This is a genomic window from Providencia sp. (assembly GCF_003533305.1).
Classification (GTDB): domain Bacteria; phylum Pseudomonadota; class Gammaproteobacteria; order Enterobacterales; family Enterobacteriaceae; genus Providencia.
The window spans coordinates 115061-128339 of sequence record NZ_DOEH01000021.1; the positions used below are offsets into that span (position 1 = coordinate 115061).

A 13279-nucleotide genomic window follows, 5' to 3' on the forward strand; every position below is an offset into this window, starting at 1 on the left:
TAAAAATCAATCTTAAGCTAAATCACTCATTTAAAATTAACATTTTTGAACTTATTTCCCTTAATTGCTTACAGTATTGGTCAGCGATAGCCTCATTCTTAATATTTGTAAATCCTAGCATGAGTATTTGCTTATTACTGCTATTCATACTCCACTCATCAAGTGATTCTAGACCAAAACCATTTTGATTCGCGACTGCTGCAAATTGTTTTGATGATTGGCCATTAATAATTTTCACGACAATATGCATACCACCCGATTGCATTTGAATTTCAAAAATCTCTGATAGATTATGTACTATTGCATCAATCAAATATTGTCTTCTTTGACGATATAAATTTCGCATTTTACGTAAATGCCGAGCAAAATGCCCATCATGAATAAATCGATGTGTAATTTCTTGCTGCCAAATAGAACTTTGATTACTTATAATTTTAGCAACCGAATAAAACTGAGCTATCTGTGATTTAGGAACAACAATATAAGATAATCGTAATGCAGGAAATAGCGCTTTACTCATCGTACCGCAGTAAATAACTCGCTCATGTTTATCTAAACTTTTCAATGCCGGTAATGGACGACCTTGATAACGAAATTCACCATCATAATCATCTTCGATGATCCAGCTTTGGTTACTATCAGCCCAATCAAGTAATTCTATTCTTCGAGCTAACGTTAACGAAACATTTGTCGGACTTTGATGGGTCGGTGTAACTAAAGCAAATCTTGCTTTTGGCGCTACTTTTTCGCCCTGTTTAACAACTATACCGTGACTATCAACCTCGATTGGTGTCAATTTCATGCCAATATGCTGTAAATATGAACGCGCAATATGATAGCCCGGTTCTTCAAACCAACCTATGTCCCCGATTTTAAATAAACTTTGCATAATTAGCGTTAAGCTGGCGCAATAACCCGCACTAATAAATATTTGGTCCGGTGTACAATTGATCCCCCGAGACATAACTAAATAGCGAGCTAGATCTTCACGTAAACTGAATAAGCCTTGAGGGTCTGGGTAACTTAGCTGTGTTGTACTCGCTTCTCGTAAAATACTTGCTGATAGCCTTGACCATAATTTGACAGGAAATACATCTAATGCAGGAATTCCTAATTTAAATGGAGCAATATTTTGTGGATACTCGGTTATATTATACTGTTGCTTATTCTCCTGCTTTTGATCTTTTTTTTCTGATACGACAGCATCTGCAACATGATATTTATTAGTCTGGTGGTCTTGTATATTTTTCACCGACTGAGCAATAAAGGTTCCCTTAGCACCTTTAGCCACCAGCAATCCTTCACTAATCAGCAACTGATATGCGAGTTCTATCGTTCCTCGAGCCACATTTAATTCACTCGCAAGAGCTCGTATTGAAGGAATACGCTGGAAAGCCTGTAGCTGCCCATTATTTATTCCTTCATGAAAACGTTGATAAACTTGCAAATAAAGTGGTGTATTAGCTGCTGTATCAATTTGTAGAAACATTTTTAACACATCTTGTCCTAGTAATATTTTTTATTCTTGCCCCTTTATTATAGGCCAAGATGCTTTAATATGCGCTACAGTTATTTAAATGTGCTAAAACAGATAAAACAAGAATGTGTAGTATATAAACACCCACACCAATGAAGACAATAAGCTGCATATTATCTTGATGCTTTAATTATATGAGGAATTAGTTATGAGTACGTTACGTCTAGCCTACAACATACTGTCACCAGAAGCCTACAAAGGTTTAATTGATTGCAAAAATGCACTAGAAAAAAGTGGATTAGGTAAAGAACTCATCGAGTTAGTTTATCTTAGAATTTCTCAAATTAACGGCTGTGCTTTTTGCCTTGATATGCATGCCACCTCATTGCGCGCTGCGGGTGTTAGCAATAAGAAAATTGATACCTTAGCGGGTTGGCAAGTCAGCCATCATTTTACTGAAAAAGAACGAGCTGCATTAGCCTGGACGGAATCTGTCGCAAATATTGCACAAACAGTGGCTCCTGACTCACTGTTTAATCATGTAAAACTTCACTTTAGTGACGTACAAATTTCTGATTTAACCCTTGCGATAGGCTTAATGAGTGCATTCAATCGTGTCGCAATTGCATTAAGACAGTAGCCGCCTTACGTTAAATTAACGGCAATCACTAAAAATAAAAAGGAGGTCAAATTCATGGCCTCCTTTTTGATATAGACGTTAATCAACTGATTAGTTTTAATTTTTTTACTCGTCATACCATCTGTTACTTTTCAAATTCATGATTTTATATCCTGCAAAACTCTCTATTTCTCATCATTTACATAATAATTATGTCACTTAATACAATTATTAGTAATAATAGTCATTACTATTATCATTCTCTATTCGGATTTATACACTGTGAATAACATGACGCCTTTCAAACAACACCCGCTAACACCCGTTTTATTAAGTGCCATTGCCGCATCATTTTCAATTTCCAGTGCTTTTGCAGAAACGCCGAATAGTGAGAAATCTGACACCTTAGTCGTCAGTGCTCAAGCTCTTAAAGTGAATACATCACTACAAGAAACCCCTAAATCCGTTTCAGTGATCACCCAAGAAGAGCTAGAAACACGCGCACCACAAAAGCTTGATGAGGCGTTACGTTATACTTCTGGCGTAGTTTCACAACCTTACGGCGCCGATAACGATACCGACTGGTTTAAAGTACGCGGGTTTGATGCTGCAACTTATTTAGATAACAGCCGCCTATTTCGCGATGGTTATTACACTTGGCTATTAGAGCCTTATGGCTTCGAACGTATTGAAGTGGTTAAAGGGGCTTCTGCCGTTTTATTCGGTGAATCAACACCCGGTGGCGCAGTAAACGTCGTGACTAAAAAACCGTTATTTACCCCCAAAGGCGAAGTTTTCCTTGAGACGGGAAATAATGACCAACGAGGATTCGGTTTGGATGTCGCTGGTAATGCCAATGAAGAAGGTAATGTACGCTACCGTCTCGTTGGAACAATGAAAAAAAGTGATGGTGAACTAAAAGGCACAGATAATGAACGTGTTTATATTGCGCCGAGCTTAGCTATTGATATCTCTGACGATACGATGCTGACATTAATGGGTACCTATTTACATGATGATGGTACTCCCACGAATCCATTCTTCCCTGCCGCAGGCACAACTATCAAATCACCTTTTGGTAAAATTAAGCCATCCACTAATTTAGGTGAGCCCGATTACGATAAATATAAACGTAGTCAATTATCCGCAGGCTATCTACTTGAACACAGTATTAATGATTCATGGCGCTTTTCTCAACGTTTAAATTATGGTTATAACAAATTAACCTTGCGCAGTGTTTATGCATTACCGAATGCAGAGACCTCCATCAGTAAAATAACCCGTGGCATTGTATTTCGTGATGGCACAAATCAAAGTATTACATTTGATAATAATGTTGTCGGTGAATGGGATTCTGAACGTTTCGAACATACCCTGTTGACTGGTGTTGAACTGCAATATCACCAAACCAAAGGGGATGAACAAGATAAATATGACTTTGACAAAATCAATCCTTGGAACCCTATTTATGGCAAATACACCCCAATTGACCCTGCAAATAACATTAATCGCACCATTGATAAAACACAATCGAGCCTCTACTCACAGTACCAAGTGAAATTCGATAGTCAGTGGATAGGTGTTGCCGGCCTTCGCTATGATTGGGTCAAAACTGAAAATAAAAATAAAACTAAACAAGTTAATAAATCACGTAATGATGGTGAGTTTAGCTTGAATACCGGAGTGATGTATTTAGCCGATAATGGGCTTTCTCCTTATGCAAATTACGCGCAATCCTTTGAAGTACTCAGTACCCTAAACTTAGATACAGGTGATATTTATGAGCCATTAAAAGGTGAGCAAGTTGAAGTGGGTGTGAAATATACTCCAGACTATTTTGATGGATATATCAATGTTGCGTGGTTTGATATTGAACAAAAAAATGCATTGGTGACCAACCCTAAAACTCCAGCGGCAAAGCAAGCAGGAAAAGTCACTTCAACAGGTATTGAAACTGAAGCTATGGTGCAGCTAACAGATAATTTCAACATTCAAGCCGCCTATACCTATACCAATTCAAAAACCACCGATACCGTTGATCACAGCAAAAAACAAGCAGGACTAATCCCTAAACATATGGCCTCGGCTTGGGCAAATTACACTATTCCATTGACAGATACCCAAGAAATCACATTAGGATCAGGTGTCCGATATTTAGGTCAGTCAAAAGATAATCCAGCTAATTCAGCCAGCAATATTACGGTACCGAGTGCTACACTTTGGGATGCTGCTGCGACCTATAAACTCAATAAACAATGGCAATTACAGGTGAATATCAATAATCTACTCAATAAAGAATATGTCTCTGCCTGTGATTATTACTGCTATTACGGTCAGTCTCGTTCCGTTCTTATCCAAACAAAATACAACTGGTAATCTGCTTCGCTCACGCCCTATCATTTAATAGGGCGTAGTTTTTTTATTTGAGAAAATTTTTATGTTTGAACTTCGTGATATTCACATTGTACGAGATGGACGCCCGATTTTATCGATTCCATCACTAACGCTACCGACGACTGAATTAACCGTTGTATTGGGGCACAATGGCTCAGGCAAATCGACACTCGTTAATTTACTTGCAGGTCAAGCGGTACCAGACCAAGGCACCGTTCATCTTGATGGCAAAAACCTTGCACACTACAATAAAAAAATGCTCGCAAGGCAACTGGCTTTTTTGCCACAAAAATTACCTGCATCCGCAGGTTTATCAGTACGCGAACTTGTACGCTTAGGCCGATTTCCTTGGCGTGGCGCCTTCGGTCGTTGGCATCAAGATGATAAAACTATTGTCAGCCAAGCCATGGATAAAGCCGGTGTCTCTTTTTTTGCGGATACTCTCGCCGATAATTTATCCGGCGGTGAGCGGCAACGCGCTTGGGTTGCCATGTTACTGGCCCAGCAATCTCCTGTTTTAATATTGGATGAACCTACATCAGCACTAGATATTCACCACCAATATCAATTAATGAATTTACTACGTGAACTCAATAGAACCCAAGATGTCGGTATTATCGTCATTTTGCATGACTTAAATTTAGCCTTACAGTATGCCTCGCATATTGTTGCATTGAAGAATGGTCAAATAGCATTTGAAGGTCCTGCAAACTTATTAAATGATGAACAACGCCTATCTAATTTATATGAAACGCGTGTTCGGTTAATCGAACATCCTGAAGGCCCTAAAGGCTGTAAAGTGGCGGTGATATGCGATTAGTTCCGTTGCCATTTACGCATTTAATTGTGCTGTTTTCACTACTGTTCAGTTCTCTAAGTTTTGCTGAAATCACAATTAATGACGATAGAGGTACTCAAACCTTTATCACTTCACCTGAACGTATTGTGGTACTTGATTGGGATTTATTAGAGCAAGTTTTATCTCTTGATATCATTCCGGTCGGTGCAACCGAAATTAATAGCTACAATCAATGGGTTGTTATGCCAGCAGCGCCTGAGTCTATTGATGAAGTAGGTACTCGTGCAGAGCCTAATCTTGAAAAAATCGCCTCGTTAAAACCTGACGTGATCCTTGCGACTAGCGCACAACAAGATTTAATTCCGTTATTACAACGAATTGCACCGGTGGTCTATTTAACCAATTTTTCGGCTCAAGATGATGCAGCAATTGTTGCTATCCGTCATTTTAAAACTTTGGCGACATTGTTTAATAAACAACAACAAGCAGAAAAACAATTAGCCCAGTTAGATAAACAGTTTGAGTTATTACGCGCAAAACTAGCACAAGTCTATCCTAATAATACTGAAGTCACCGTCATCCGATTTTCAACGCTGACCTCGGTATTTCTGCCAACGGAAAATGCGAGTATCAATTATGTTTTACAACGCTTAGGACTGAAACCTGCCGTAAAATTACCAGCACGACCTTGGGGGATCACTCAGCGCCGTATTAATGAACTTAGTCGTATTGATGATGGCTATGTTTTATTTCTACGTCCTTTTCCTGATGAAAAAAAACTTGCCGATGCTCGTTTATGGCAAGCGATGCCGTTTGTACAAAAAAATCAGGTAAATGGGGTCATTCCTGTGTGGAATTATGGCGGTGTCTATTCGCTACAACGTATGGCGCAAGCGATCACCGATAGCTTATTGGAGATTGCACCAGCACCATGAAAATAACCTCCTTATTCGGTTTTATTTTATTGCTCTTGGTATTAACCATTGGCAATCTTCAATTAGAACCTGGGCTCTCTATTAGCCAGCAAATTAGTCTTATTTTTTCGCCACAATCAGCACAAAATTTTTCAGAAATTTTTTATCTTTATGGGCAACTACCTCGCTTAGTGATGGCGTTATTAGTGGGTGCGACATTGGGTTTAGTTGGCAGCTTAATGCAGCAACTAACACAAAATAATCTCACCTCTCCACTGACTTTAGGAACATCTTCTGGTGCTTGGCTTGGGCTGGTTATCCTATCGATCAGTTTCACTGATTTAAGTGCGGATTTTGCACCACTAGTCGCAATGGGTGGTGGATTATTAGCGTTTGTACTTGTTGTGACGATCACCGGACTACGTAACATGACAGGCCTACCTCTCATTGTTTCCGGCATGGTTGTTAATATTCTTCTCGGCGCTATCGCAACGGCGCTTATTACGCTAAACAGCCAATTTGCTCAAAATATTTTTATGTGGGGTGCCGGTGATTTAACACAAGATGGTTGGTCGGCAGTCATTCGATTGCTGCCACAATTATTACCTGCGTTATTTATTATTGCAGCCCCTCGAATTTTAACTGTCTTACGCCTTGGACATGACGGCGCACAGGCAAGAGGATTATCAGTTTTACCCATTTTTATTTTATTTATGGTTGTTGCTACATGGCTAGTTGCTGCCGTAATAAGCACTATTGGTGTGATTGGCTTTATTGGTTTATTAGCACCAAACATTGTCAGAGCTTTTGGTGCAAGAACAGCGCTGAGTGAATTGTTAGCAAGTGCCTTATTGGGTGCATTACTTCTGTTATTCGCTGACACTTTAGCCATTGCCATAAGCCAATGGTTACATTCCGTAATCCCAACAGGCGTCATGGCCGCTGCAATCGGAGCACCAGCACTGATTGCTTTTAGTCGCAGAACCTTTAAAGCCCAAGATAGCCTCACCCTACTATTAAAACCCATTATTCGCCCCCAATGGTTGTACCGTGCAGGCGGCTGTATCATATTTTTACTTGCAGTAGGAATGACGCTCTCTGTTTTTTTACAAAACTCAGAACATGCCTTAGTTTGGCAATTACCAGAAGCATTTCAATGGGCACTTCGGTGGCCACGATTACTAACAGCACTAATAGCGGGTATCGCTCTTTCTGTCGCGGGTACATTATTACAGCGCTTAATCTACAACCCTCTTGCAAGTCCAGATATTCTTGGCGTCTCTTCGGGAGCTACTGTAAGTTTGATTCTGATAAGTATGATTCTAGGGACAACCATACAAACTTCATTATGGGGAGTAGCTTTATTAGGCAGTTTACTGGTGTTAGCGTTGTTACTTTTATTAGGCCGACGACATCAATTCGCACCTGCGAGTCTGATATTGATCGGAATTTCGCTAACCGCCTGCCTTGAGGCCTTTGTCCAATTTTTCCTCGCTCAAGGAACGCTCAGCAATTATCGTATTCTATTGTGGCTTTCTGGTTCAACCTATCGAGTCAATGATCAACAAGCCATTCTATTCTCAATCATTGTTGTATTACTTGTTATTGTCACATTATCGCTAAGTCGCTGGTTAACATTGTTGAGTATTGGTCGTGCATTTTCCCAAGCTCGTGGATTACATGCGGGAAAAGCGACAATGTTACTGCTAGGATTAGTTGCTCTACTATGTGCTTTAGTAACTGCAACTGTAGGGCCTTTGGCTTTTATTGGGTTAGTCGCGCCTCATATGGCCGCACTGTTGGGGGCTCAGAAAGTGAAATCACAACTGATTTTGGGTAGCCTACTTGGTGCAACCTTAATGGTTTGGGCAGATTGGTTAGGACAACTCATTATTTATCCGTCCCAAATTGCAGCAGGGACTTTAGTTGCCATTCTTGGGGGTAGCTATTTTCTAGCCTTAATGGTGATCAATCGGTTCCGTACTTAATACTCATATTCATGCCTTCAGCTTGCATATAGAAGGCATGAATATTATTTCGCTTTAAGCTGAATTACTTTTCTTCATCACGTAAAGTCAACACATCATAACCATCTTTAGTCACTAAAATGGTATGTTCCGATTGTGCCGACAGCTTTTTATCACGAGTAACAACGGTCCAGCCATCTTTTTTAGTTTTGATTTTCATGGCACCTTGGTTAATCATCGGCTCAATCGTAAAGGTCATGCCCTCTTTAAGTACCACCCCTTTACCACGAATTCCATAATGTAATACTTGCGGGTCTTCATGCATTTCACGACCAATACCATGACCGCAATATTCACGGACAATACTGTAGCCATTGGATTCAGCATGATGCTGTATCGCAGAGCCAATATCCCCTAATGTAGCACCCGGCTTGACCTGCTTAATCCCTTCCCACATAGCGGCATAAGTATCTTTAACCAGTTTTTTTGCTAATGGGGATGCTTCAGGCATCGCATACATTTTGCTTGAGTCTGCAATAAAACCATTTTTTTCGAGTGTAATATCGACATTAATAATATCTTTGGCTTTCAAGTACTCATCATCTTTGGGCACACCATGACAAACCACTTCATTAACGGACGTATTTAATACATAAGGATAGTCATATTGCCCTTTACTTGCCGGACGCGCTTGCAACTCATTGACGATATAACTTTCAACTTTATCGTTAATTTCCATGGTCGAGATACCCGGCACCATAATAGAATCTAACATGTTGAAAACACGTGCTAATAATCGGCCTGACTCACGCATCAGCTCAATCTCATCAGCTGTTTTGATGGTAATATTATTCATGCGTTTTTCCTTTTTGTTCAATAACTTCTTTTTCAAGCATTTCATTAATTAACATGGTAAATGTTTTATTTGGATTCAATTCAGCCTGCATACCTATTTTGATCCAAAACTCCGCTTGTGAATTGATTGAGCGCGACATGACCTGACTCGCATATCGCAAATAATCATGCAGTTCATCTGAAATTTTAACTATTCCCAAAATCGCACCCTTGAATATACAAAATATAGTTGTTTCATATATAGATCATATACCAACGAGGTTATTGATAAAAGTCACCAAGTAACTGATAGCACAAATCAGTCATCTAATTCGTCAATTTAGCCCTTATATCTTTCCTAAGATGAATACACCGTCAAAGTATTTTTTATTTGAATCCGTTATCCTAAATGTCGGGACGATATCGCCTCCCGTGATTTAGAGATATTTATTAATATTATGGATATCTCTTATTTTATATACCCTATATCGCTAAAAACTTATAATTCAATACAGCATGGACTCAATAAATGAGAGCTGGAGAAAAACATGTATAACAAAATTTTAGTCCCTATTGATATTACAGAGAAAAGCTTGGCACATTTAGTTCTATCTCATATTCAATATCTTGCAGAATATGAAAACGCTCATATTCATTTTTTAGCCGTGATCCCAACAATCCCGTTCTATACCACAATGGGATTTGGTTTCGCAGAAAAAGCGGATAGCGAGCAAGAAAATGTCACTAAAAAATTAGCTGAAATAATTAATGAATTTAAAATCCCGGCAAGCAAATATAGTGCTCAAGTTGTAATGGGAACGCCAAGAGATGAAATATTGCGTGTCTCAGAAGAAATTTCTGCGGATTTAATTGTGATTGGTTCAAGACGTCCAGGTATGTCAACCTACTTCCTAGGCTCAACTGCATCCATGATCATCCAAAACTCAAAAATATCGGTATTAACCGTTCGCTAATTCTCCCTTTAAATCAAATAACAAGAAATCTACCTCAGTGGATTTTTTGTTATTATTTTATTTTTTCACTAATAATTGCCTATCCTCCAAAATATTAGATTGTATTTATACCTAAATCCATGCACATTATCCTTATTTGATAATTAACCTAACATCCACACTTTTCCCTCTAGGAATCTAATGAAAAAATATTTACTTGGTATCAGCATCGCAGTAAGCGTGGTATTAGTAGCACTTCTGATTGTTGCCGCTATCATGTTTTACAATATGAAAGACAAAGCGATTGAGATCTTAGAACAAGTAAAATCAGGTGATTATGCTGAATTAGTAAAACAAAATACTCAAGATTTAGTACCTGAATCATTGAAAAATTTACAGGCAATAACTGTTGAAGGCGATCAATGTGAATATTTTTATCAAAAAGTGGATTCTGTAATTACTTACTTAAATGATAACCCTGAGATTACGGGCTCAGAAATATATTCAAACCAACTTTCAACGCTTAAAAGTACGATTGAAAAAACACCATCCACATTCAAAAATGCAGCCTGTGAAAAAGGGATATCTAGTTTGAATTACATTATTAATACAGTATCCCCCAGCCAATAAAGCTCAACGGGACTAACCTATAATAAATTGATGACCTTCATTGCTATAACTCCACATTGTCATAGCACAATAATTTACACCACCATTTGGGTGCTAAATCTGTAAATGAATGGTATTCGAGTTCTAAATCGTGACTAGATAAATTATCCATCACGCCAGTTAATAATGCGACTGTAGGTGCGTCATCAATAGCACCTATAGAGCTACCGCACTGTGGACAAAAAGCACGGCTTGAATATTCTGATGAGCGATAAACAGCTGGCTTCCCACCTTTACCTATCCATTCAACACGGTTTGCCGGAAATTCAATCCATACCGCCATTTGTGCGCCTGTATGTTTTTGGCAAATATCACATGAACAAGAATGCACATTCGATGGCTCAAATGCACGAAACTGAATATGACCACATAAACACCCACCAGCAATAACCTTATACATTGCAAATACCTCAAAATAAAAAAATAACGCTACCACAAGCCAATATAAATACGATTAATTTAAGCTTAAATATGTGGCTTTTTAAATATAAAAATAAAGCTCTCCAAAATAGAGAGCCTTAATGATTAATAGACACACTTATACTATTGAATACTTTTACCCTGAATGTTTTTTCGCTGCTGATTAACATCTTCAAGTAGTGCATTCACTTGTTCTGAGGTAAACATTTCTTCAAGTGTTTGAGTTAATTTACGACGCCAATTCGCATATTCAGTGCTAGTACCGGGAATATTGACAGGCTCTAACATATCTAGCCAATCCTCCGGCTGTAAACCTAACAATGCACTATTTGAACCTGCAATGAAATGGTGTATTTTTTGATTTAAAGCTAATGACATGGTGCCAAAAGCAGCATTGCTTGCCGTCTGTTCCTTAGAAACATTGTCAGTTTGTAATGCATTCAATAAATGCTGCTTGGCGATTTCACGTTCCTTGCGTAATTCTTCTAGCATTACGAGATCAGGGTATAACCCTAACTGCTCACCTAATTTGAAATCATAACTTTCCCAATAGCCTCTCATTGTCGGCAGATCATGAGTGGTGATCACCGCCATCGCTTGAGCAGCCCATTGTTTAGGTGCACGAACCTTTTTTTCATCATCATGTTCAAACCATAGAACCTTATATGAAAAAACCCCATAATCGCGTAACTTACTGATAATTTCCGCAGGTACAATACCTAAATCTTCACCAATAACCATACAATGCATACGCTGGCTTTCTAACGCCAGTATGGCCAGCAAGTCATCAACCGGATAACTTACATAAGCCCCATTCGCAGCGCTTTCCCCTTGTGGAACCCACCATAAACGTAATAGTGACATCACATGGTCGATCCGCAATGCGCCACAATTTTCCATATTGGCACGCAGTAAATCGATAAAAGGCGTATACCCACGTTCCACTAAAACATGCGGGTTGATAGGCGCAACACCCCAATTTTGCCCCAAAGGACCTAAAATATCTGGAGGTGCACCAATTGAAGCTTGAATACTATAGAGCTCGCGGTCGCTCCAAGTTTCTACGCCCCCTTGAGTTACCCCTACCGCCATATCACGATATAAGCCAATTGGCATATTGAGTTCGCTACTATGCTGCCAGCAATTCGCAAATTGGCACCAGGCTAACCATTGTAACCAACACCAAAATTGCACTTCATCTGCATGAGTTTGACAAAACTTCATCACTGCTGACGATTGGGCTTCACGATATTCTTCTGGCCATACCGGCCAGCCCCAGAAACTAGGATTTTGAGCCATCAATTCCATATGCAATGCATCAAATGCCGCTTGCCAGTGAAGGCTTTCACCACGTTGTTGTATAAATGATTCAAATTCCACACGCTGTTTATCGTGTTTATTTCGCAATAAAAAAGATTGCCACGCAAGTTTTAATGCAGTGAGTTTTAACTGAGTGACACCAGTGTAATCAACGTATTGAGTTTCGCGTACCCCAGCTAAATTCGATTGGGTTGCATGAGAATGCCACCATAATTGCGCTCCTTTACTGTGCTTAAAATCTTCAACAGCCGTAACATCGATATAAATGATATTAAACCAACATCTTGATGACGGGCTGTATGGACTCGCACTTTCAGGATTTGCCGGAAAAAGAGAATGAATAGGATTTAAGCCAACAAAACTGCCGCCTCTTCGCCCAACTTCATTAATCATTTGCTTTAAATCACCAAAATCGCCAATCCCCCAGTTATTATCTGAACGTAAGCTATAAAGCTGGACACTCGCCCCCCAAAGTTTTTGTTCCTCTAATAAAGCCTTAGGCAAATAACAGCGTTTTGGAGCCACTATAATTCGACAAAACGACGTTTTCTCTTTTTGAATGACATGTAAATTGTGATATCCCAAGGGCAAACCCGCGGGTAAAATCAACGCTTGTTCCGCCAGTAAATGGCCTTTACGCCACAATTTGCCGTCTTCCGTCGTCAGTTGCCAATCAAATTCTTCATTACCCTGTATTGGCAACGATATTGGCTCACCTTGAGAAACTACTTTTACAGCAGGAACAATTCGCTGTATTTGTTTTTGGTGGGGGATATCTCCCCCCATCGCTTGATATAACTGTTGTTGTATATCAAGCGGAATTTCCTGTAACTGACCTCGCGCATTGATATAGCTTTCTGATATATCAGGTGAAATTCTTTTTTTCACTATTTTATCGCACGCCATGGCATCT

At 39.3% G+C, this 13279-nt stretch carries 12 protein-coding genes; 7 read left to right on the forward strand and 5 right to left on the reverse strand.

Annotated features, from left to right (window positions below; translation table 11 throughout):
• Positions 1-22 precede the first annotated feature (22 nt).
• Positions 23-1489 (reverse strand): PLP-dependent aminotransferase family protein, encoded by a 1467-nt coding sequence (locus DD649_RS13050; protein ID WP_336430833.1) that lies wholly within the window; start codon positions 1487-1489, stop codon positions 23-25.
• Positions 1490-1685: 196 nt separating this feature from the next.
• Between DD649_RS13050 and DD649_RS13055 the strand changes: the two genes are divergently transcribed.
• From DD649_RS13055 to fhuB, 5 genes are all read left to right on the forward strand, one after another.
• Positions 1686-2117 carry a carboxymuconolactone decarboxylase family protein gene (locus DD649_RS13055; protein ID WP_294107563.1) on the forward strand — a complete coding sequence of 144 codons (432 nt, stop codon included), beginning with the start codon at positions 1686-1688 and terminating at the stop codon, positions 2115-2117.
• Positions 2118-2387: 270 nt separating this feature from the next.
• Positions 2388-4472 carry a TonB-dependent siderophore receptor gene (locus DD649_RS13060; protein WP_294107873.1) on the forward strand — a complete coding sequence of 695 codons (2085 nt, stop codon included), beginning with the start codon at positions 2388-2390 and terminating at the stop codon, positions 4470-4472.
• A 61-nt stretch (positions 4473-4533) separates the two neighbouring features.
• Positions 4534-5310 carry an ABC transporter ATP-binding protein gene (locus DD649_RS13065; protein WP_294107565.1) on the forward strand — a complete coding sequence of 259 codons (777 nt, stop codon included), beginning with the start codon at positions 4534-4536 and terminating at the stop codon, positions 5308-5310.
• Complete coding sequence (locus DD649_RS13070) at positions 5301-6224, forward strand: iron-siderophore ABC transporter substrate-binding protein (RefSeq protein ID WP_336430834.1); 924 nt, start codon at positions 5301-5303, stop codon at positions 6222-6224. The genes DD649_RS13065 and DD649_RS13070 overlap by 10 nt, the downstream gene beginning before the upstream one ends.
• On the forward strand, positions 6221-8191 hold the full coding sequence (gene fhuB / locus DD649_RS13075) for a Fe(3+)-hydroxamate ABC transporter permease FhuB (protein WP_294107570.1): 1971 nt from the start codon (positions 6221-6223) through the stop codon (positions 8189-8191). Before DD649_RS13070 ends, fhuB begins: the two co-directional genes overlap by 4 nt.
• A 64-nt stretch (positions 8192-8255) precedes the next feature.
• Here the strand turns inward: fhuB and map are convergent, their stop codons facing one another.
• Positions 8256-9026: a type I methionyl aminopeptidase gene (gene map, locus DD649_RS13080; protein WP_294107572.1), complete on the reverse strand. Its 771-nt coding sequence runs from the start codon at positions 9024-9026 to the stop codon at positions 8256-8258.
• Positions 9019-9225 carry a ParD-like family protein gene (locus DD649_RS13085; RefSeq protein WP_294107574.1) on the reverse strand — a complete coding sequence of 69 codons (207 nt, stop codon included), beginning with the start codon at positions 9223-9225 and terminating at the stop codon, positions 9019-9021. The genes map and DD649_RS13085 overlap by 8 nt, the downstream gene beginning before the upstream one ends.
• 327 nt (positions 9226-9552) lie before the next feature.
• Between DD649_RS13085 and DD649_RS13090 the strand changes: the two genes are divergently transcribed.
• Entirely contained in the window at positions 9553-9978 is a 426-nt protein-coding gene (locus tag DD649_RS13090) for a universal stress protein (RefSeq protein ID WP_294107576.1), read from the forward strand.
• A gap of 180 nt (positions 9979-10158) precedes the next feature.
• Positions 10159-10587: a hypothetical protein gene (locus DD649_RS13095; RefSeq protein WP_294107578.1), complete on the forward strand. Its 429-nt coding sequence runs from the start codon at positions 10159-10161 to the stop codon at positions 10585-10587.
• A 43-nt stretch (positions 10588-10630) separates the two neighbouring features.
• Here DD649_RS13095 and DD649_RS13100 read toward each other — a convergent pair whose 3' ends face one another.
• A complete protein-coding gene (locus tag DD649_RS13100; RefSeq protein ID WP_294107581.1) occupies positions 10631-11026 on the reverse strand; it encodes a GFA family protein in 396 nt (131 codons plus the stop codon).
• 143 nt (positions 11027-11169) lie between these two features.
• Positions 11170-13272, reverse strand: a complete 2103-nt coding sequence (gene malQ, locus DD649_RS13105) for a 4-alpha-glucanotransferase (protein ID WP_294107584.1) — start codon at positions 13270-13272, stop codon at positions 11170-11172.
• Positions 13273-13279 lie beyond the last annotated feature (7 nt).

Bases quoted from the DNA above. Each gene is read 5' to 3' on its own strand.
- DD649_RS13050 (WP_336430833.1), bottom strand. From the start codon at position 1,489: ATGTTTCTACAAATTGATACAGCAGCTAATACACCACTTTATTTGCAA.
- DD649_RS13055 (WP_294107563.1), top strand. From the start codon at position 1,686: ATGAGTACGTTACGTCTAGCCTACAACATACTGTCACCAGAAGCCTAC.
- DD649_RS13060 (WP_294107873.1), top strand. From the start codon at position 2,388: ATGACGCCTTTCAAACAACACCCGCTAACACCCGTTTTATTAAGTGCC.
- DD649_RS13065 (WP_294107565.1), top strand. From the start codon at position 4,534: ATGTTTGAACTTCGTGATATTCACATTGTACGAGATGGACGCCCGATT.
- DD649_RS13070 (WP_336430834.1), top strand. From the start codon at position 5,301: ATGCGATTAGTTCCGTTGCCATTTACGCATTTAATTGTGCTGTTTTCA.
- fhuB (WP_294107570.1), top strand. From the start codon at position 6,221: ATGAAAATAACCTCCTTATTCGGTTTTATTTTATTGCTCTTGGTATTA.
- map (WP_294107572.1), bottom strand. From the start codon at position 9,026: ATGAATAATATTACCATCAAAACAGCTGATGAGATTGAGCTGATGCGT.
- DD649_RS13090 (WP_294107576.1), top strand. From the start codon at position 9,553: ATGTATAACAAAATTTTAGTCCCTATTGATATTACAGAGAAAAGCTTG.
- DD649_RS13095 (WP_294107578.1), top strand. From the start codon at position 10,159: ATGAAAAAATATTTACTTGGTATCAGCATCGCAGTAAGCGTGGTATTA.
- DD649_RS13100 (WP_294107581.1), bottom strand. From the start codon at position 11,026: ATGTATAAGGTTATTGCTGGTGGGTGTTTATGTGGTCATATTCAGTTT.
- malQ (WP_294107584.1), bottom strand. From the start codon at position 13,272: ATGGCGTGCGATAAAATAGTGAAAAAAAGAATTTCACCTGATATATCA.